Origin of the sequence: Roseibium sp., assembly GCF_965229775.1 — a bacterium.
GTDB lineage: Bacteria > Pseudomonadota > Alphaproteobacteria > Rhizobiales > Stappiaceae > Roseibium.
The window spans coordinates 3703961-3723856 of sequence record NZ_OZ245929.1; the positions used below are offsets into that span (position 1 = coordinate 3703961).

At 61.5% G+C, this 19896-nt stretch carries 20 protein-coding genes; 10 read left to right on the forward strand and 10 right to left on the reverse strand.

Translation table 11 applies throughout. From position 1 onward, the window contains the following. Positions 1–9 precede the first annotated feature (9 nt). From ACO07N_RS16730 to pobA, 6 genes are read right to left on the reverse strand one after another with little or no spacing between them, the layout of a single operon-like run. Positions 10–849, reverse strand: a complete 840-nt coding sequence (locus tag ACO07N_RS16730; protein ID WP_421982105.1) for a 3-keto-5-aminohexanoate cleavage protein — start codon at positions 847–849, stop codon at positions 10–12. Between the two features lie 10 nt (positions 850–859). Next, complete coding sequence (gene pcaG, locus ACO07N_RS16735) at positions 860–1480, reverse strand: protocatechuate 3,4-dioxygenase subunit alpha (RefSeq protein ID WP_421982106.1); 621 nt, start codon at positions 1478–1480, stop codon at positions 860–862. A gap of 3 nt (positions 1481–1483) precedes the next feature. Then, positions 1484–2212 carry a protocatechuate 3,4-dioxygenase subunit beta gene (gene pcaH, locus ACO07N_RS16740; protein ID WP_421982107.1) on the reverse strand — a complete coding sequence of 243 codons (729 nt, stop codon included), beginning with the start codon at positions 2210–2212 and terminating at the stop codon, positions 1484–1486. Positions 2213–2241: 29 nt separating this feature from the next. Continuing rightward, positions 2242–2619, reverse strand: a complete 378-nt coding sequence (gene pcaC, locus ACO07N_RS16745; RefSeq protein ID WP_421982108.1) for a 4-carboxymuconolactone decarboxylase — start codon at positions 2617–2619, stop codon at positions 2242–2244. Continuing rightward, a complete protein-coding gene (pcaD, locus tag ACO07N_RS16750; RefSeq protein WP_421982109.1) occupies positions 2603–3403 on the reverse strand; it encodes a 3-oxoadipate enol-lactonase in 801 nt (266 codons plus the stop codon). The genes pcaC and pcaD overlap by 17 nt, the downstream gene beginning before the upstream one ends. Continuing rightward, positions 3403–4572 carry a 4-hydroxybenzoate 3-monooxygenase gene (gene pobA / locus ACO07N_RS16755; protein WP_421982110.1) on the reverse strand — a complete coding sequence of 390 codons (1170 nt, stop codon included), beginning with the start codon at positions 4570–4572 and terminating at the stop codon, positions 3403–3405. The genes pcaD and pobA overlap by 1 nt, the downstream gene beginning before the upstream one ends. Positions 4573–4664: 92 nt before the next feature. Here pobA and pcaQ point away from each other — a divergent pair, with 92 nt between their 5' ends. The 3 genes from pcaQ to ACO07N_RS16770 all read left to right on the forward strand — a co-directional run bounded on the left by pcaQ (position 4665) and on the right by ACO07N_RS16770 (position 6922). Further along, positions 4665–5585: a pca operon transcription factor PcaQ gene (pcaQ, locus tag ACO07N_RS16760; protein WP_421982111.1), complete on the forward strand. Its 921-nt coding sequence runs from the start codon at positions 4665–4667 to the stop codon at positions 5583–5585. 217 nt (positions 5586–5802) lie between these two features. After that, entirely contained in the window at positions 5803–6291 is a 489-nt protein-coding gene (locus ACO07N_RS16765) for a twin-arginine translocation pathway signal (RefSeq protein WP_421982112.1), read from the forward strand. A gap of 22 nt (positions 6292–6313) precedes the next feature. Then, entirely contained in the window at positions 6314–6922 is a 609-nt protein-coding gene (locus ACO07N_RS16770; protein WP_421982113.1) for a ferric reductase-like transmembrane domain-containing protein, read from the forward strand. Between the two features lie 35 nt (positions 6923–6957). On the opposite strand, the gene ACO07N_RS16775 is transcribed toward ACO07N_RS16770, so the two are convergent. Then, the gene (locus tag ACO07N_RS16775) at positions 6958–8352 is read right to left on the reverse strand and encodes a M20 family metallopeptidase (RefSeq protein ID WP_421982114.1); all 1395 of its coding nucleotides are present in this window, start codon (positions 8350–8352) and stop codon (positions 6958–6960) included. Positions 8353–8442: 90 nt separating this feature from the next. After that, a complete protein-coding gene (locus tag ACO07N_RS16780) occupies positions 8443–9402 on the reverse strand; it encodes a succinylglutamate desuccinylase (RefSeq protein ID WP_421982115.1) in 960 nt (319 codons plus the stop codon). A 47-nt stretch (positions 9403–9449) separates the two neighbouring features. Between ACO07N_RS16780 and ACO07N_RS16785 the strand changes: the two genes are divergently transcribed. Continuing rightward, positions 9450–10988 carry a M81 family metallopeptidase gene (locus ACO07N_RS16785; RefSeq protein ID WP_421982116.1) on the forward strand — a complete coding sequence of 513 codons (1539 nt, stop codon included), beginning with the start codon at positions 9450–9452 and terminating at the stop codon, positions 10986–10988. Here ACO07N_RS16785 and ACO07N_RS16790 read toward each other — a convergent pair. After that, positions 10985–11896: a LysR family transcriptional regulator gene (locus ACO07N_RS16790; RefSeq protein WP_421982117.1), complete on the reverse strand. Its 912-nt coding sequence runs from the start codon at positions 11894–11896 to the stop codon at positions 10985–10987. The genes ACO07N_RS16785 and ACO07N_RS16790 overlap by 4 nt on opposite strands. A 164-nt stretch (positions 11897–12060) precedes the next feature. On the opposite strand from ACO07N_RS16790, the gene ACO07N_RS16795 reads away from it, so the two are divergent. From ACO07N_RS16795 to ACO07N_RS16820, 6 genes are all read left to right on the forward strand, one after another. Further along, the gene (locus ACO07N_RS16795; RefSeq protein ID WP_421982118.1) at positions 12061–13644 is read left to right on the forward strand and encodes an ABC transporter substrate-binding protein; all 1584 of its coding nucleotides are present in this window, start codon (positions 12061–12063) and stop codon (positions 13642–13644) included. A gap of 61 nt (positions 13645–13705) precedes the next feature. Next, positions 13706–14683 carry an ABC transporter permease gene (locus ACO07N_RS16800; RefSeq protein ID WP_421982119.1) on the forward strand — a complete coding sequence of 326 codons (978 nt, stop codon included), beginning with the start codon at positions 13706–13708 and terminating at the stop codon, positions 14681–14683. Continuing rightward, positions 14680–15597 (forward strand): ABC transporter permease, encoded by a 918-nt coding sequence (locus ACO07N_RS16805; RefSeq protein ID WP_421982120.1) that lies wholly within the window; start codon positions 14680–14682, stop codon positions 15595–15597. Before ACO07N_RS16800 ends, ACO07N_RS16805 begins: the two co-directional genes overlap by 4 nt. Further along, positions 15594–16568, forward strand: a complete 975-nt coding sequence (locus tag ACO07N_RS16810) for an ABC transporter ATP-binding protein (RefSeq protein WP_421982121.1) — start codon at positions 15594–15596, stop codon at positions 16566–16568. The genes ACO07N_RS16805 and ACO07N_RS16810 overlap by 4 nt, the downstream gene beginning before the upstream one ends. Beyond that, positions 16565–17563, forward strand: coding sequence for an ABC transporter ATP-binding protein (locus ACO07N_RS16815; RefSeq protein ID WP_421982122.1), 999 nt, complete (start codon positions 16565–16567; stop codon positions 17561–17563). The genes ACO07N_RS16810 and ACO07N_RS16815 overlap by 4 nt, the downstream gene beginning before the upstream one ends. Positions 17564–17722: 159 nt before the next feature. Beyond that, entirely contained in the window at positions 17723–19147 is a 1425-nt protein-coding gene (locus ACO07N_RS16820) for a M20 family metallopeptidase (protein WP_421982123.1), read from the forward strand. Between the two features lie 51 nt (positions 19148–19198). On the opposite strand, the gene ACO07N_RS16825 is transcribed toward ACO07N_RS16820, so the two are convergent. Continuing rightward, positions 19199–19870: a substrate-binding periplasmic protein gene (locus ACO07N_RS16825; RefSeq protein ID WP_421982124.1), complete on the reverse strand. Its 672-nt coding sequence runs from the start codon at positions 19868–19870 to the stop codon at positions 19199–19201. Positions 19871–19896: the final 26 nt, after the last annotated feature.

Below are 19896 nucleotides of genomic sequence, written 5' to 3' on the forward strand. Positions count from 1 at the left end.
AGCGCAGCGTCAAGCCGCGGCCCTGAGTGGCAGGTCCAGGATCTCGCGCGCCTGCTGCCAGGTCGCGACCGGACGCTCGTATTTTTCGCAAAGGTCCGCGGCGCGCTTCACCAGTGCCGCATTCGACGGCGCAAGCGTTTCCCGGTCCAGGCGCACGTTGTCCTCTAGCCCGGTCCGGGTGTGGCCACCGGCCGCGATGCACCACTCGTTGACGGTCAGCTGATTGGCACCGATGCCCGCGGCACACCAGTCCGCATCCGGGACAAGCCGCTCAACCGTCTTGATGTAATAGTCGAAGACGTCGCGGTCGACGGGCATGGCGTTTTTTACACCCATGACGAACTGCACGTAGAGCCGGCCCGGTATCCGGCCGTCCTTGTTCATCGCCGCCGCCTGATGGATGTGGCTGAGATCGAAGGCCTCGATCTCGGGTTTGACGCTGTTCGTCCGCATCTCGCCGGCCAGCCAGTCAACAAGATCCGGCGGATTCTCGTAGACCCGTGTCGGGAAATTGTTGGATCCGACCGACAGCGATGCCATGTCCGGTCTGAGCGGCAGCATGCCGCCGCGCGCCTGTCCCGCGCCGGAGCGACCGCCTGTCGAGAACTGGATGATCATGCCGGGGCAATGCTTTTCCAGGCCTTCCTTCAAACGCGCGAATTTCTCCGGATCCGAGCTCGGCGACTGATCGTCGTTCCGCACGTGTGCGTGAACGATGGCAGCTCCGGCCTCGAAGGCCTCGTGCGTGCTCTCCAGCTGTTCCGCGACCGTGATCGGCACGGCGGGATTGTTTTCCTTTCTTGCCACCGATCCGGTGATGGCTGCGCAGATGATGCAGGGTTTTGTCATTGTTCTTGTCTCAGATGTCGAAAAAGACCGTCTCGTCCTCGCCCTGGAGCTTGATATCAAACCGGTAAACGATTTTACCGTCCCGTTCACTCCTTTTTGCGATCAGGGTCGCCCGGCGACGTTCCCATTCAATCAGGTTCAGCACCGGGTCCTTGGCGTTTGCGTCTGTTTCGTCGTCGAAATACATGCGCGTGTTCAAACCGATGTTGATCCCGCGCGAAACCAGCCAAAGGTTCAGGTGCGGTGCCTGAACGCTTCCGCTGCGGCCCGGGCAGGGGCCTGGTTTGACGGTGTCGAAACCCCATTCGCCGGTGTCGAAATCGGTGATGACACGGCCCCAGCCGCGGAACCCGTCTTCAACGGGACCGCCGCCTTCGGGATGGGCAAAGTTCCCGTCCGCATTTGCCTGCCAGACTTCCAGCAAAACATCCTTGATGGGCGATCCCATGCCGTCGGTCACCACGCCTTCGACGCGGATGCGTTCGCCTTTGGCACTCGGACCGGCGATGTCCCAGCCGAGTTCGTGCGCGTAGATATCGAAGCCGGCCGCACCCGGAGCGAGACCGATATGGACGTAGGGACCTGCTGTTTGCGACGCCGATTCCTTCAGATAGGAGAGTTCCTGCGGCATGTCTCAGTTCCCTTCCAGGCGGTTCTCGAACAGGGTCGACCGGCGCCCGCGCAGGACGATGTCAAACTTGTAGGCAATCGTGTCGAGCGGGATGGTTGCGTTCAGATCCAGTTTCGCCGTGAGCTGCTCGATCGCGTCCGGGTCGGGGATTGTGTTGACGATCGGACAGATCGGGATAAGGGGATCGCCTTCGAAGTAACACTGGGTAATGAGCCGCTGGCAGAAGGCGGAACCGAAGACCGAAACGTGCACATGCGCCGGCCGCCAGTTGTTCACCCGGTTCCGCCATGGGTACGCCCCCGGTTTCACGGTGCGGAAGTGATAGGAGCCGTTTTCATCGGTCAGCGTCCGGCCACAGCCGCCGAAATTCGGGTCGATCGGGGCAAGGTAAGTGTCCTTCCGGTGCCGGTAGCGACCGCCGGCATTGGCCTGCCAGATTTCCACCAGGGTGTTCGGTACCGGTCTGGCGTTCTCGTCGAGGACGCGCCCGTGCAGGATGATACGTTCCCCGATCGCGCTTTCCCCCGGTTTGGCGTAGTTGTGCAGCAGATCTCGGTCGAGCGGATCGATATCGGTGTGTCCGAACACGGGGCCGGTGATTTCCGAGACCGTGTTCTCCAGGCTGATCAGGGCATATTGCGGCGACCGCGACACGGACGTCTTGTAGTCCGGGGTCAGGGCGGGCGGCTGGCGGTCTCGGTCGCGCTGGTGGTATTCACCCGGTTTGAGCATCGGTTCCTCTCCTCAGATGCCGGCGGTGCCTATTCGGCTTCCATTTCGGCATAGGTCTGTTTTGCAAGTTTAAGGGCCTGGTTTGCCCGGGGCACGCCGGCATAGATTGCCACATGCTGAAAGGCCTCCAGGACATCCTGCTTGCTTGCTCCGGTGCGCTGCGTTGCCCGGATATGCATCGGAATTTCCTCGAAGTTACCGAGTGCCGCCAGCAGCGCAAGCGTGAGCATGGAGCGTTCGCGCGGGCTGATGCCGTCGGATGACCAGACGTTCCCCCATGCGCTCTCGGTGATCAGGGTCTGGAAGGGACGGTCCAGATCCGTCTTGCAGCTTTCTGCGCGGTCGACATGGTCGTCGCCCAGGACGGCGCGGCGCACGTCCATGCCGCGGTCATAGCGTTCCGACATGGAGATCCTCCTTCAGAAATGTCATCAGATGGCCGGCATAGTTCTGCGGATGTTCCACGCAAGGCAGATGCCCGGCATCGGCGATCTCGACATACCGGCTGCCCGGAATGAGTTGCGTCGTCGCCCTGACGATGTCCGGCGGACTTGCCTGGTCATATTCGCCGCCGATCCCGAGAACCGGCAATGTGAGCTTTGACGTGGACGCGGTGAGGTCGCTCGCTGCGAGGGCCGCGCTGCAGCCCGTGTAGCCGTCCGCCGGCGTCCGGGTCATCATGTTTCGCCACAAGATGGCCTCGTCCGTCTGGCGGAACGCGTCTCCAAACCAGCGTTGAAGCACCGCGTCCGCAATCGATTCCATGCCGCCCGCGCGAATGTGCTCGATCCGCTCTTGCCACATTTGCGTGGTTCCCATTTTTGCCGCACTGTTGGAAAGAACCAGGCCTTTCACAAGGTTCGGCCGGCGGCTGGCCAGGAGTTGCCCGATGCAGCCGCCAATGGAGAGACCCACGAAAAAACAGCTTGTTACCCCGATCTGCTGCAAAAACTCTTCCGCGTCTTCACAAAGTGCTTCCATCGAGTAGGGCGGCTTCGGACACGAGGAAAGACCATGGCCTCTCTTGTCGAAACGGATCAGGCGCAGGCCCGAGGCCGGCAACAGCGGAATGATCTTGTCCCAGAGGCGCAGATCGGTTCCCAGGGAATTGGCGAAGACTACCGGAAGACCGGCCGGATCTCCATCCTCCCGCCAGTGTAGGTCGACAGACTTGAGCCGCGCGATGTTCATCAGTAGGGCAGTCCCACATAGTTTTGCGCAAACCATCTCTGCGCAATTTCGTTGTGGTGAAGGGACTCGATTTCCGCCCGTTGCATCTTGAGGTCAAACGGCGTCTGGTCCGGAAAACGGTGCAGCAGATTGGTCGTCGCCCAGCTGAAGCGCTCCGCCTTCCAGACCCGCGCCAGTGCCTTCTCCGAGTAGCGCTCTATGCCCTCGTCTTCGTTGTCGCGGTAGTATTGGACCAGGGCTTCGTAAAGATAGTGCACGTCCGATGCGGCGGTGTTCAGTCCCTTCGCCCCGGTCGGCGGCACGATATGGGCGGCATCGCCGCACAGGAACAGGCGTCCCCAGCGCATCGGTTCCGTCACGAATGAACGCAACGGCGCGATTGACTTCTCGATGGAAGGTCCGGTGACGAGCCTTTCCGCAATCGCTTCCGGCAGACGGCGTTTCAGCTCGTCCCAGAAGGCGTCGTCGCTCCAGTTCTCGGCCTTGTCGGTGAGCTCGCACTGGACGTAGTAGCGCGACAGGTTCTCGTTTCGCATGGAACAGAGCGCAAATCCCCGTGTGGAATTGGCGTAAATCAGCTCCTCGTGGACGGGCGGCGTCTCGGATAGGATACCGAGCCAGCCGAACGGAAAGATCTTTTCATATTCCCTGCGCACCGTCTCGGGGATCGTTTTCCGGCTGACGCCATGAAACCCGTCGCAGCCGGCGATGAAATCGCAGTCGATGCGCTGCTCGGTGCCGTCTGTATGAAACGTGACATAGGGCGCGTCCCGGTCCGCGTCGCAAATCCGCACGTTCTCAACTTCGAAAATCGTCTTCGCGCCGATCGCCGCCCGCGCATCGTAAAGATCGTGCGTTACCTCCGTCTGGCCGTAGACAATGACGTTTTGTCCGATCAGCTTCTGAAAGTTGATGTCGAACATCTCGTTTTCGTAGGAAATGCACGTCCCGTGATGAACGAAGCACTCGCGGTCCATGCGCTCCGCGACGCCCGCTTCGCGCATCATGTTGACCAGCCCGGTTTCAAGAATGCCGGCCCGGATGCGCGCAAGGACGTACTCCCGTGTTTTCCGCTCAAGAATGACCGTCTCGATGCCGTGCTTGTGGAGCAGCTGTCCGAGCAGCAGACCGGACGGCCCGCCGCCTACAATGACAACCTGAGTGCGCATGCTTTCCTCCTCTGTTCCTCCTATATTGAATGTCCGAAATTGAGAAGTAAAATGAGATAACAAGCCTTTTTGTTTCTCGAATTGGAAACTAAATGATCGATCGCCGCATCAAATTCCGCCACATCCAGTGTTTCGTGGAGATTGCGCATGAGCGCAGCCTGAAGCTGGCCGCCGACAAGCTGTCGCTCACGCAACCGGCCATATCCAAGACGCTGAAGGAACTGGAGGAAATCATCGGCGCCTCGCTCATGACACGGAACAGGGCCGGCATCGCGCTCACGAAGCAGGGAAAGGTCTTTCTGCATTTCGCACAGATCTCGCTCGCGAGCCTTCAGCAGGGTCTGGATGGTGTCGAGAAGGAGGGCGAGCAGGCGCGTGCAACCTTGAAGGTGGGGGCGCTGCCGAGCGTCGCCGCAAGCTTCATTCCGCCGCTGATCCGCGAATTCACGGAGCTTGCACCGAACGTCCTGGTCAAGATCATGGATGGGCCGCACGGCTTTCTCATTGAACGACTGAAACTGGGTGAGCTTGATCTGGTGATCGGGCGCCTGGGCCGTCCCGATTCGATGGAAGGCGTCTCCTTCACGCAGCTCTACTCCGAGCGGGTGGACCTCGTCGTCCGCAAGGGGCACCCGCTGCTTGCCAACCCGGATGTGAAGCGCATCGTCGACTGGCCCGTGATCTATCCTCCAGAAGGGGCTGCAATCCGCCCGCTTGTCGAACGCTTCATGATTGCAAACGGTGTTGGCGAGATCCCGCACCGGATTGAGAGCGTTTCGGGCGCATTCGGGCGGCTCTATACCCGTCAGACCGATGCCGTCTGGATCATTTCGTCCGGTGTGGTTCAGACCGAGACCGAGGACGGCTCTCTGGTCCGTCTGCCCTTCGACAGCGATATCACCAAGGGGCCGGTGGGCCTCATGACCCGGCCGAACGCGCCGCAAACACCTGAGGTGCAGATTTTCATGCTCGCGGTGCAAACGGTCATCAAGGAGCTGTCCCTGTCGTCGTGAACCGGCGCTCGGTTGGCGGTGCGCTGGCCGAACCCGAGCGGAAACGCGCCGTGCGCCGGGGATGTGCGAAGCGACTTCACGAAACCGTGAGCCCAGTTGCCGCACGTTCAATCGGCCCGGTCTCGGAAATCGACACAATCGCACTATATCTGAGCACTGAGAACAGACCGCCTTGCCGAGTGTGGCGGTGCAATTCCTGTCCGATAGGAGACCACAGATGACCAACGACCTGTTCACCCGCCGGAAGCTGCTTGCCGCTGGTAGCGCTGTTGCGGTGACCGGGATGTCCGGCCTCATTGTTCCTGCCCGTGCCCAGGGCCTTGCGCCGACACGGTCGATGCGCGGCGGGTCCAACAACTATCGGCCCGGTGCACCGATCGTCGACCGGATCGGCGGCGGCGGTTTCTGGATGTCCGGAACGGTGCGCCGCGCTGGTGACGGAGCACCGCTTGCCGGTCAACGTATCCAGATCTGGGCGCACACGACCGAGGGTCATGAGCGCGATGCACGCTCACACGGGGCGACCCTGACCGACGAAAACGGCGTGTTCCGTCTCGAAATGCCCCAGATCGTACCGGCGTTCGGACAGCCCCATGCCCATCTGGCCTATGACAGCGACGCGTTCGAGACCGTGTTTCTGAGACCCGTCATGCCGAGCGCGAAAGACACCAGTCTCGAAGCACATTTCGTGCTTCAGCCTGCCTGATCGATCGGGAACGCGAAGCTCGATGCGGCTGCGTGCGATCCTGATCTGGATTGCCCTTGCAGGGATCGTGCTTGTCCCGCTTGTGGCGGCGGCGCAAAGCCCGCTGTTGCAATGGCGTCAGCCGGTCTATATCGCCGCCGGGTTCGCGGGCATCTTTGCGCTCGTTCTTCTGCTTCTCCAGCCGCTGTTGGCCGGTGGTTATCTGCCCGGGCTTTCCGCACCGCGCGGTCGTGTCCTTCACCGCTTGACCGGTGCTCTTCTGGTTCTCGTGGTGATCATCCACGTTGCCGGCCTGTGGATCACCAGCCCGCCGGATGTCGTTGACGCCTTGCTGTTCCGCTCACCGACACCGTTTTCCGTATGGGGCGTGCTGGCCATGTGGGCCGTGTTCCTGAGTGCGCTCCTCGCGCTGTTTCGAAGGAAACTGAGGGTGCGGCCACGCACATGGCGGTTGGCCCACACGGCGTTCGCGCTCGTGATCGTTGCCGGCACGGTGACCCATGCCCTTTTGATCGAGGGCACGATGGAGACGACAAGCAAGGTCGCGCTCTGCGCCCTCGCCATAGTGGCCTTCCTCAAGGTTGTTGCCGACCTGAAGCTGTTTCCGCTTCGTCCCAAACGAAACGCCTGAGACCGCGCGCGGCGGGGGGGCGGCGCCGCGGATGGTCACGGAAAGCCGTCGCCGAGATCCCAGAACAGGCCGGTCATCATCTCGAGCCCTTCCTTCATCAGGTGCGGCAGGACATGCTCGTCGGGAGCGTGCTGCGAGCAGCCGGTATAGCTGTGCGGAACCCAGAGCGTCGGCATGCCGATGATGTTGAGAAACACGCCGTTGGGCAGGGATCCGCCTGCATTGGGAATAACCGTGACCGGTTTCCCGGTCGTGCGCTCCATGGATTTTACCGCCCAGCCGACCGCCGGGTGTTCCGGGTCCAGTCGCGAGGCACGCAGCATGAACATCCGGGCCGGTTCCACGGTGATGCCTTCAAATCCCTCGTCTTCAAGATGTTTGCGGATCAGGGGCAGAAAGGTATCCGGATCGGTGTCGACAACAAAGCGGATCTGGCAGATGGCTTCCGCGAAGGGTGGGACGGCGTTTTGAGGGCTTTCTGGATCGCCCGTGATGAAAGACAGAACTTCGAACGTGTTCCAGCCGAAGACTTTCTCGGCGCTGCTGAGCCCCGGTTCGCCCCACCACGGATCGATCTCCGGATCGCCGGGGCCGGACTTGACCGTGATGCTGCCGAGCGCTTCGCGGACGGAATTCTTGATCCGGTCCGGTTTCAGGCCGGGATGCAGGATCTGGCCGTTGCGGCTGACCAGGGTGGTGAGCGCATGCATCAGCACGATCGCCGGATTTGCCAGCAGTCCGCCCCAGTTCCCGGAATGGTGGCCGCCTTCGCGATATTCCAGTCGAAAGCGGATGTTCAGACCGCCGCGCGTGCCCAGTTTGATATCCGGGCCGTCGGTTGAAAAGCGCGGTCCGTCGGAAGCGATCAGGAGGTCAGCTTTCAGCATGTCACGGTTTTCCCGGCAGAAATCGGACAGTCCTGCCGATCCCATTTCCTCTGCCGTCTCGATGAGGAACGTGACGTTGTATCCAAGATGGCCGCGCGTTTCGATGACGTGGCGCATGGCTTCCATGTTGATGGCATGCTGGGACTTGTTGTCGGCAGTGCCGCGGCCGTACCAGCGCTCGCCGGATGCTGTCTCGGCGACATCGAGCGTCCATGGATCGCGGTCCTCGCTCCAGCGCCCTTCCTCGCCGGGCACGGTGTCGCCGTGACCGTAACAGAACAGGGAGGGCAGAGCCGGGTCTTCTATGCGCTTTGCCACCAGGAACGGGGCACGTTCGAGGGCCGGATTGGGATGGATCTGGACGCCAAACCCCATTGCTTCGAAACGCGCGCGCATCAGGTCGAGATACCGCAAGACATCGAGTCGATGGTCTTCTTCGCGGCTGGAAGTCGGGATTGCCACCTGCTCGGCCAGGTCGGCCTTGAACCCTCCCGCTTCGAAATACGTCGCTGCCGCTTCGATCGCGGCCTCACGTGTTGGCATTATCTGATCCCTTGTGGTGTGGTGAAGCTTTGAATGATCCTGCGGGCAGGAAAAGGAGGGAACTGGAACTGAAGGTCCCGGACTATGTGATCAAGGATCACGCCGTGCAAGTCTGACGGCCGTCTGCCCGCGCCAGAGACGCTTTGACGGCATGACAAGCATGAGATTGTCCTCCGGTGTGCAGACGGGTTCGCCGCCGTCATATCCGAGCACCGTTCCCTTTTCAGGGATGACTTCGCCGCCTGAAAACGGTCTTTCAAAAACGAATTCCTCGTTCTTGATGGTGATCGCCTCGATGACCGTGTAGGCCGTTTGCGGCGTCGAAGGGGGCTCAAATTCACGCAGAATGTCTTGCGGAAGGATGCCGGTTGCCACGAGAAACCGTGCCGCGGATTCCCTTGCAAGAAGACCGGCGGAAGCCTCCCAATGCTGGCCGCACTCGATCAGCAGCGCCGTTTGCGTTGCATCGGGATCATCGAAGGCGCCGTAGTCCCGCATGCGCCGGCCCGCCGCGTGCCCCGCATCCCCGACAACGCGCTCCGGCACGCCGACGGCAGCCGCCAGCGCTTTCGCCCGTGCATGGCGGCCCGACATCATGAGCGGGGGCGCCAGGTGCTGCATGCTGTGAATGTCCAGAAGAAAGTCTATGTCTTCCAGGGCAGGGCGGACTTCGCGCGCGCGGCGAAGCTCGACGCTGTCGCGGTCTCCCTCAAGCACGCCGATGTCCCAGACACGGTTGAAGTCCTCGTCGATCCATCGTGTCGCATTCGGGTCCCCGGGATCGAACGCCTCGTAGGCGGCAATGTTCATGAACGCCATCGTCAGCGATCCCGCCACGGGCCGCGTGTCTCGCTGCATCAGCCAGTCAAGCGCGATCGCACCGCAGGGCTCGTTGCCATGGACGACGGCGCTGAGCATCACATTCGGCCCCGGAGCACCGCTCTCGAAACGCCAGACATAAGGAATGCCGGTATTGCCGGTCTTGTAAGGCGACAGATCGGGCGGGGTCAGTTCAACCTTGTATTCGTTCGGAATATTGATTTCGGCCATCGGATCGTGCTCCTTTTGCGATGATAACCATACGCGGAGGAATTTCGGTGAGGGAACCCAAGGTTGCGCTGTTGGGCATGATACTGGAATCGAACAGGTTTGCACGCCCGGCAAATGAGCATGATTTCCGTTCCCTGACCTGGCTTGACGGAAAGGCGCTTCTTGACGAAGCCCGGTCTGCGACGCCGTCGCTGGCCGCCGAATTCGCTGCATTCGTTCGAGCGATGGACGCCACCGGCCCCTGGCATCCTGTTCCCTGCACCCTGGCAGCCAGTCATCCGGCGGGGCCTGTCGGCAAGGACGTCTTCGAGACGATTGCGGGCAGCATCGAGAGCCAGCTTGCCGCTGCCGGGCCGCTCGATGCGGTCTATGTCTGTAATCACGGTGCCATGGTTGCCGAACACAGTCACGATCCGGACGGTGACCTGATGGAGCGGGTCCGGGCCGTGGTCGGTCCCGGGCCCCTGATCATCAGTACGCTGGACCTGCACGGAAACATCTCGGAAAAGATGACGGAGGCCTGTGATCTGATCGTCGGCTACCGGACCAATCCCCATGTCGACATGATCGAGCGCGGCGAAGAGGCTGCGTTTTCCTTGAGGCGCTGTCTTGCCTCCAGCCAGCGTCCGAAGATCGCACTTGCCAAACCGCCGATCGTTCCGGCATCCGTTGCCCTTCTGACCGCAGAAGCGCCCTACGGCGCGCTGATCGATTACGGCCAGCGGCGACAGGCGGAGCTGGGCGGCGCAATTCTGAATGTCTCCGTATTCGGCAATTTCATTTTCTCCGACACGCCGGACAATGGCGTGAGCGTGGTTGTCACGGCGCGCGACGACCTGGAGACGGCGCAAAAGCTGGCCGCCGAGATCGCGGACCAGGCCTGGTCGCAGCGCGAGAGCTTTGTCAGGACCCTGAGCACCGTGGACCGGGCCGTTACGATGGCCTGCGATCCGGAGGGGCCGCCGGTCATCTTTTCCGACGCAGGCGACAATCCGGGCGGAGGCGGGTCCGGCAGAACCACCGAACTGCTTGCTGCGCTCCACGCCGGTGGCGCTCAGAATGTACTCTACGGGTCTTTTTTCGATCCGGACCTTGCTGCGGAAGCCCACACCCTGGGGGTGGGAGCCGAGTTCACCGCCTGCTTCAATCGCAACGCCGGCAAGACCGCCTGGGAGCGATGGGATCGAAGGTTCGAGGCTCCGGCGAGGGTTCTTGCTCTACACGACGGAAATGTTGTCGGAGAACGCGGCATGACCGCCGGACGGCAGATGCATCTTGGCCCTTGCGCCGCGCTTGAGCTTGGGGGCATTCGGGTCGTCGTGATTTCTGACCGCGCGCAGACGGCCGACCCGGTTTTCTTTCATATGCTGGGTCTTGATATCGAGAGCGCCAGATGTGTCGTCGTGAAGTCCCGCGGGCATTTTCGGGCAGGGTTCTCCGGATGGTTCGCACCCGGGCAGGTCTTCGAGATCGACACGGCGGGACTGACGAGCCCTGTGCTGGAGCGCTGGCCCTTCGAATTCATACCCCGGCCCAGCTTCCCGCTGGATCCCGACACGGTCTGGAACGATACAGGCCAAGGCTAGACAATCTCCGAATATTCATCCGGTGGCGTGGTGATCTTGACGTACTCCATGAATTGCTGCGCAAGTTCGGACGGCTGGCGCCCGGAAGGCAGAACGAAACTGGTGTTGTAGGTAATCGGGGCGTCGAACGGCCGGACGGTGATATTGGGCATGCCGCCGGACAGGACCGGGAACGGGTTCAGCAGGGTGACACCGAGGCCTTCCCGGACGAGTTCGATCGCGGCCATGTTCGTGGCGGTTTCGGCAACCGTTCGGGGACGCACGCCAGCGCGTGCGAACACCTGCTCGGTAATCGCGCGGGTTCCAAGCCTGCGCAGGAACTCGATCAGCTCCACGTCCTCGAGGTCCGAAGGCCTGATGATGTCTTTCTTTGCAAGGGGGTGGCCGCTCGGCATCGCACAGACGACATGCGAGCGCCGCCACGGCACCAGCGTCACGCCGGACCGCTGGATCATCGCGCTGGTCAGGCCGAGATCGTAGCGCAGGTCGAGAATGCCCGCCACCAGCACGTCTGTCGCCTGGATGTCGAGCTGGAGGCTCTTGCCCGGGTTCTGTTTGAGGAAGGCCGCCACTCTCTGGATGATGAAATTGTGGGCGAGTGTCGGCGGCACGATCAATCGCAGCGGTTCTTCGTCGGCCGCCGCCCACTCTGCGCCTTCGATCCTGGCCAGTGTCTCAAAGAGCGGATCCAGTTGTGCATTGAGCCGAAGCGCAGATGCCAGGGGCTCGATCCGCCCGGATGTGCGCAGGAACAGCTTCCGGCCGACCCGCTGTTCCAGCTGCCCGAGGGCGCGGCTGACGGAGGATTGGGAAACGCCGAGCCTGCGCGCGGCGGCGAGCGTGGTCCCTGTTGTCACCAGGGCGCGCAGGGCTTCCATTTCGCGAAGTCTGTGACGGTGGCCTGCCATGAATTGCGGTTCCGGATGTTGGCGGTCCTAAAGTTGAATTAGCCTATGCAAAATTGGATACATTTTAATATTGGCAATGAGTTTTTTGCAAGCTAACATCTTTTCCATCGTGCGGCAAAATATCCGGAAAAGGACACCGCACCTTCCGAGGGAGTTAGGAAACCATGAGAAGATTCAGGATTTTAGCTGCTGTCACGGTGAGTGTTCTGGCACTCGCGACCGGCGCAGCCCAAGCAGAAAAGCTGACCATCGGTCTGGCCTCTGAGCCGACATCGATGGACCCCCATTTTCACAACCTTGGACCGAACAACGCCATGTCGGTCCATATTTTTGATCGTCTCATCGCACAGGATGAGAAACAGCGCCTGTCTCCGGGTCTTGCTGTTTCCTGGGAGCCGATCGACGATCTGACCTGGGAATTCAAGCTGCGCGAGGGCGTGAAGTTTCACGACGGCAGCGAATTCAACGCAGACGATGTCATCTGCACGATGGAGCGCGCACCGGAAGTGCCCAATTCGCCCTCCGGCTACGGCACCTATCTGAAGGGCAAGACCTTCAAGAAGATCGATGACTACACCGTTCATGCCATCACCGAGGCGCCGTACCCGCTGATGGCGAACGACATTTCCACCATCCCGGTCATTTCCGACAGCGCCGGGTGCGGGGCTGCGACGGAAGACTTCAACGCAGGAACCGCCGCCGTCGGCACGGGGCCGTTCAAGTTTTCCGACTACAAGCCCGGAGAGAGCATCACGCTCGTGCGCAACGACGACTACTGGGGCGATGCCCCGACCTGGAGCGAGGTCGAGTTCCGTCCGATCAAGTCCGGCCCGAGCCGCGTCGCGGCCCTGCTGGCCGGTGATGTCGACATGATCGCCGGTGTTCCGACCACGGATATTTCCACGCTTGAAGGCAAGGACGATATCCAGCTCAGCCAGGGTGTTTCGAACCGCGTCATCTATCTCCACATGGACCAGTTCCGCGAGAACTCGCCTTTCGTGAAAGGCAATGACGGCAGCGACATCAAGAATCCGCTGATGGATCAGCGTGTCCGCCTGGCGATCTCCAAGGCCATCAACCGTGACGCCATCGTCGAACGTGTCATGGAAGGGGTCGCGATCCCGGCCGGACAGCTGCTGCCGGAAGGCTTCTTCGGTGTCTCCGACAAACTGCAGCCTGAAGGCTATGATCCGGAAGCCGCCAAGGCGCTGCTCGCCGAAGCCGGTTACCCGGACGGGTTCCAGCTGACCATTCACGGCCCGAATGACCGGTATATCAACGACGCCAAGATTGCCGAGGCAATCGGTCAGATGCTCACCCGGATCGGCATCAAGACCGCGGTCGAGACAATGCCGAGGTCGGTCTATTTCGGACGTGCATCGCGCGGCGGCGCCGATGGCCTTCCCGAGTTCAGCTTCATCCTGGTTGGATGGGGTGCCGGTTCCGGCGAGGCTTCGTCGCCTCTGAAGTCCCTGATCCACACCTACGACAAGGACAAGGGCTTCGGATCCTCGAACCGCGGCCGTCACTCCAATGCCGAGATCGACGCCCTGATCGAGGAAGCGCTCAGGACCGTTGATGACGAGAAACGTCAGGACCTGCTCGCTCAATCGACGGAAATGGCGATCGAGAACGTTGCGATCATCCCGACGCACTTCCAGGTCAACACGTGGGCGGCCAAGAAAGGCCTGAAATATACGCCCAGGACTGACGAGTACACCCTTGCGATGGGTGTCGTGAAGGAATGATTCCTCCCTGCCGGGTCGCCTTCATCGGCGGCCCGGTTCTTCTTCTAACCGAGAAAATCCCATGACTGTTTTCGTCATCCGGCGGTTGATGCAGGCGTTCTTCGTCGTCTTTCTCATGTCGGTGATTGTCTTCTTCGGCGTGAATATCGTCGGCGATCCGGTCTACATGCTGGTCAGCCCCGATGCCGATCAGGCCGACATCGAAGCCGCCATCCGCCGTCTCGGGCTCGACCGGCCCATATGGGAACAATACCTCCTGTTTCTGAAGGGGGCGGCACAGGGCAATCTCGGTGACAGCTTCGTCTTCGGCGAACCGGCGCTGAAACTGATCCTGCATCACATGCCCGCGACGCTGGAACTGGCGTTCAGCGCGCTCTTCCTGTCCGTCGTGCTTGGAATTCCGCTGGGACTGTTCTCGGGGCTCTACCCGGACAATCCGGTGTCGAAAGGCATCATGGCGGGTTCCATACTGGGCTTTTCGTTGCCGACATTCTGGGTCGGCCTCATGTTGATCCTTCTTTTCGCCGTCGAACTCGGCTGGCTGCCCTCCACCGGGAGGGGGGACACGGCCTCCATATTCGGTATCGAAACCAGCCTTGCGACGTGGGACGGCATCCGGCACATCTTCCTCCCGGCGCTGAACCTGTCGCTGCTGAAAATTTCGCTTGCTATCCGCCTGACCCGCGCCGGTGTCCGCGAAGCGATGGGGCAGGACTATGTCAAATACGCGCGCGCCAAGGGCATTTCGACCAAACGCATCATTTTCGTCCATGTCATGAAGAACATCATGATCCCGGTAATCACGGTGATGGGGCTGGAGTTCGGCAGCCTGATCGGCTTCTCGGTTGTCACGGAAACGATCTTTGCCTGGCCGGGCATGGGCAAGCTTCTGATCGATGCGATCCTGCAACTCGACCGTCCGGTTGTCGTGGCCTACCTGATGATCATGGTCCTGTTCTTTGTCCTGATTAATCTGATCGTCGACATCCTCTATTCCATCCTGGACCCGCGGGTCCGCATTCAGGACCAGGGCGCATGACCGATACAGCAATCCAGTCCGCAGGCCCGGCGGCCGCCAAGGTCGAAACACCTTTCCAGCGCTTTCGTGCCGAGTTTTTCGAAAGCCGCATCGCTGCGACCGCCTTCGTTGTTCTGGTCGTCATCGTCTTGCTGGCGATCCTCGCCCCCTGGATCACGCCTCAAAACCCTTACGATCTTGCGCAAGTCGATGTTCTCGACGGCCGTTTGCCCCCCGGGTCGGAAGCCTTTGCCGGATACACGATGTGGCTCGGCTCCGACGGTGCGGGGCGCGACCTCTATTCCGCGATCCTCTACGGATTGAGGATCTCGATTTCCGTCGGACTTGCGTCCGGGGTGATCGCCCTTTTCATCGGCATGACCGTCGGGCTGATCGCAGCATATGCAGGCGGCCGGACGGAGGCGATCATCATGCGCGTTGTCGACCTGCAATTGTCTTTTCCGGCATCGCTCGTCGCCCTCATGCTCGTCGCAGCGCTCGGCAAGGGGGTCGACAAGATCATCCTGGCGCTCGTCGTGGCGCAATGGGCGTACTATGCCCGGACGGTGCGCGCGACCGCGCTTGTCGAACGCGGCAAGGAATATGTCGAGGCGGCGCAATGCCTCGGTCTGTCTCGTTCGCGGGTGGTGTTCCGCCATATCCTGCCGAACTGCCTGGCGCCCCTGATCGTGGTCGGCACCGTGCAGACGGCCCATGCCGTTTCCCTCGAGGCGACCCTCTCCTTCCTGGGGGTCGGGCTGCCGCAGACCGAACCGTCGCTGGGCGTCCTGATCGCCAACGGCTTTGAATACATGCTGTCGGGCCGATACTGGATCTCGGTCTTCCCGGGGATCGCGCTGCTTATGACCGTCGCGTCGATCAATCTCGTCGGCGACCAGTTGCGCGACGTGCTCAATCCGAGGCTGAAGAAATGACCGCTGTTCTGGAAGTGAGCGGGCTCAAAACGCATTTCTTCACCCATGCCGGCGTGGTCAAGGCGGTCGACGGGGTCGACTTCACCGTCAGCAAGGGTGAGGTCATGGGCCTTGTCGGGGAATCCGGATCGGGCAAGTCCATAACCGGATTCTCCATTCTGGGGCTGATCGATCCGCCCGGCCGGATCGTCGAAGGCGCGATCAGGTTCAATGGCGAGGACATCGCCAATGCACCTGAGGAAAAGCTCAAGGCGATCCGCGGGAACCGGATATCCATGATCTTCCAGGACCCGATGATGACGCTCAACCCGGTGCTGCGCATCGATTCCCAGATGATGGAAGCGATCCTCGCTCACGAAAAGGTGCCCAAAAAGGAAGCCTGGGAACGGTGCCGGGATGCCCTGGGTCTTGTCGGCATTCCGTCGCCCGAAGAACGCCTCCAGGCCTATCCGCACCAGCTCTCGGGGGGAATGCGTCAACGCGTCTCCATCGCGATCGCTTTTTTGAACAAACCGGATCTGATCATCGCCGACGAACCGACAACGGCGCTCGATGTCACCATTCAGGCACAGATCATCCACGAGGCCCAGAAACTCACCCGGCAGACAGGCACCGCGATGATCTGGATCACGCACGATCTTGCGGTCGTTGCCGGCCTGGCCGACCGGATATCGGTCATGTATGCGGGCCGGATCGTCGAACAGGGACAGACGGACAATGTCATCGATCATCCGCTCCATCCTTACACCGTCGGCCTGCTGGGCTCGGTTCCGACCGCCAACAAGAGGGGCGAGCGACTGTTCCAGATCGAGGGTATGACGCCCAACATGCTGGCTCTGCCTGAAGGCTGCGCCTTCTCGCCGCGCTGCGGTTTTGCGAGCGCAGCCTGCAAGGTTCCGCCACCCGTCGAGCACGTGGCGGAGCGGGAGCTTCGTTGTTATCACCCCCAGTCACAGGTGGCAGCTGAATGACGGCGCCTTTGGTAGAAATCCGCGATGTCTCCAAACGCTTCGCCAAGCGTCTCGATGTCGCCGGAAAGATCGCACAGAAGCTGGGCGCGGGCGTGCGCGAAGAAGTCGTCCATGCGGTTGACGAGGTCAATCTCGAGGTCAGGGAGGGCGAGGTGCTCGGCCTCGTCGGCGAATCCGGTTGCGGCAAATCCACGCTCGGCCGCGTGGTCGCCGGCATTCACGCGCCGACATCCGGACAACTGCTCTACCAGGGAAACGATGTTGCTTCCATGTCGGGGGCGGACCGCCGTGCGGCGACCCTTGCCATTCAGATGATCTTTCAGGATCCGTTTGCGAGCCTGAACCCGAGAATGCGCGTTGAAGACATCATCGGAGAAGCCCCTCGGGTCCATGGCATTGTCTCCGGGTCCGAGGCGCCGGACTACGTCGACGACATCATGCGCAAGGTCGGGCTGGATCCGTCGCTCAAGCGGCGTTACGCCCACCAGTTTTCCGGCGGGCAGCGGCAGCGGATCGGCATTGCACGGGCACTCGCCGTCAAACCGAAGTTTCTCGTCTGTGACGAGGCGATTGCGGCGCTGGACGTCTCGATCCAGGCACAGGTGATCAACCTGTTCATGGATCTTCGCGAGGAGTTCGGCCTGACCTATCTCTTCATCAGCCATGACCTGAGCGTCGTCGAACACATCGCCGACAGGGTGGCCATCATGTATCTCGGCCGCATTGTCGAGAGCGCGTCGACAGAGGAGATCTTCAACGCGCCGAGGCATCCCTATACGAGGGCGCTTCTGGCCGAAGCGCCGCGGCTGGACCAGCGCAAGCGGGACTTCGCTCCCATTGAAGGTGAAATTCCCTCGCCCCTGAACCCGCCTGACGGATGCTTCTTCAACCCGCGCTGCCCGCATGCGCAAGACCTGTGCCGCGCCGATCAGCCGACGCTGGAGGCCATCGACGCGGGACACAAGGTCGCGTGCCACTACTGGAAAGACATTTGACCGCGCGGGTTGCCGCGGCGGCCAGGACAGAGACCTGCTGCGGCTTATCCGTCGTTCGCCCACACTGAAATGAATGAACGGCACTCGAACGGCTTTCCCATGAGCGATCGAACGGCCTGAAACCGTTGCAGCAAGCATCGGCAGAATTTGGAGGAAAGAATGAAAAACACGGATCGGGTCTGGGATTTGGTCGATGCGCGCCGGGACGACTATGTCGGGCTTTCCGATCGTGTCTTCGATCAGCCGGAGATTGCCTATACCGAGTTCAAGTCGGTCGCCGAACACAAGAAGATGCTGGAACAGGAAGGTTTCCGGATCAAGGAAGGCATTGCCGGGATACCGACGGCGATTGTCGGCGAGGCCGGCGACGAGGGCCCCGTGATCGCCATTCTGGGCGAGTTTGATGCGCTTCCCGAGTTGGGGCAGGTGGCAGGCGTTGCGGAACATCAGCCGGTCGAAGCCGGGGGACCGGGCCACGGATGCGGTCACAACCTGCTCGGCTCGGCGGCACTCATGGCCGCGTCTGCCGTGAAAGACTATCTTGCGGAGCGGGGTCTCAAGGGCCGTGTGCGCTACTATGGCTGCCCGGCCGAGGAGGGCGGCGCCGCCAAGACCTTCATGGTGCGGGAAGGCGTCTTCGACGATGTCGATGCCGCGATTTCCTGGCATCCGGCAACCTTCACCGCCGTCAACGAAGCCCGGTCGCTGGCCAACACGCGCATTGATTTTACCTTTCACGGCCGAGCGGCGCATGCCGCCGGAGCACCTGAACTCGGCCGCAGCGCGCTCGATGCCATTGAGCTGATGAATGTCGGCGTCAACTACATGCGCGAGCACATGCCGGACGAGGCGAGGGTGCATTATGCCTATCTGGATGCAGGCGGCATTGCCCCGAACGTCGTTCAGTCCAGGGCGACGGTGCGCCAACTCGTCAGGGCGCGCGATCTTTCGGAGCTGCGCGGGCTGATCGCGCGTGTCCGCAAGATCGCCGAGGGCGCTGCCCTGATGACGGAAACCGAGGTCGAGACCCACGTGGTGAGCGGCGTTTCCAACCTGATCGGCAACCGGCCCCTGGAAGAGATCATGCAGCGGAATATGGAACGGCTCGGCCCCCCGGATTTCGACGATCATGATCGTGAATTCGCCGAGAAAATCCGCGCCACCCTGAGCGAGGACAACATCACCGTCTCGTTCCGCCGGATCGGTGCGGAGGTGAATCCGGATCTGGCCCTCTGCGACTTCATTGCACCGCTCGACCGCCACAGCGAGGGCGGGGAAGGTTCCACCGATGTCGGCGACGTCAGCTGGGCGGTGCCAACCGTGCAGGCACGTGTCGCGACCTGTGCCGTTGGAACGCCGTTTCACACCTGGCAACTGACGGCCCAGGGCAAGGCTCCGGCCGCGCACAAGGGAATGACCCATGCGGCAAAGATCATGGCCGGCACCGCCATCGATCTGTTCGAGGATCAGGAGGTTCTTCAAACCGCGATCGACGCGCACAATACAAAGCTGGGACGGGATCCCTATGCCTGTCCGATCCCAGACGACGTGACGCCGCCGCTCAAGGCGATGAGCAACCAGTAGCGACACGCCAGCAAGCGGGCATGCGGTCCTGAAATCGCCGCTGCCCGCGTTTCATTGGCCCGGAGTTGCGCCGTTCTCGGCGGTCAGTTCCATCAGCGCGGAACGGACCGACGGGATCAGGTCGGCGTTTTTTTCGTGCAGGTAATGAAACAGCCGCACGCGGTGCAGCGGTTCGTCGCTCACACGGATGCAGCCGATCTCGTTTTCAGCCTTGTATGCCTCCAGAACTTGCCGGGCGCCGAGAACCGCGTCCAGCCGTCCGAGTTTCAGCATGTCGAAAAGTTCCTCGAAGGTTTCACCCTCCCAGACGTCCTGAAAACGTTCCGTGAGGTTTTCCAGGACAACGGCACCGGCAAGGTGGCCAACGCGTTTCGAGGCAAGCCCGGCTCCCGGGCTGGAAGACAGGCCTTCGCTGCAGGTAAACACCATCACTTCGACCGTCGTCAGCGGAACGTCAACCCGCTTGAGAGACGGATATCTCGCCTCGATCGCGCTGCCTGCGACGACTTCCCCATCCACCTGTCCGGTCGAGGACAGGACCAGCGTTCTTGATCTGGGTGCGCGCACGAGCTCGACGCGAATGCCGAGCGCTGCGTAGGCCGACGTCACGATGTCCGCACTTTCTTCGACGGGCAGAACGTTTTCGGAAAGGGCGAGCACGATGGTCCTCTCGGCAATTGCCTGTGAAGAGACCAGACAGGTGCCGAGCACCACGGCAATCATCTGCAGCCGCCTGTGCGCCCGGCCAA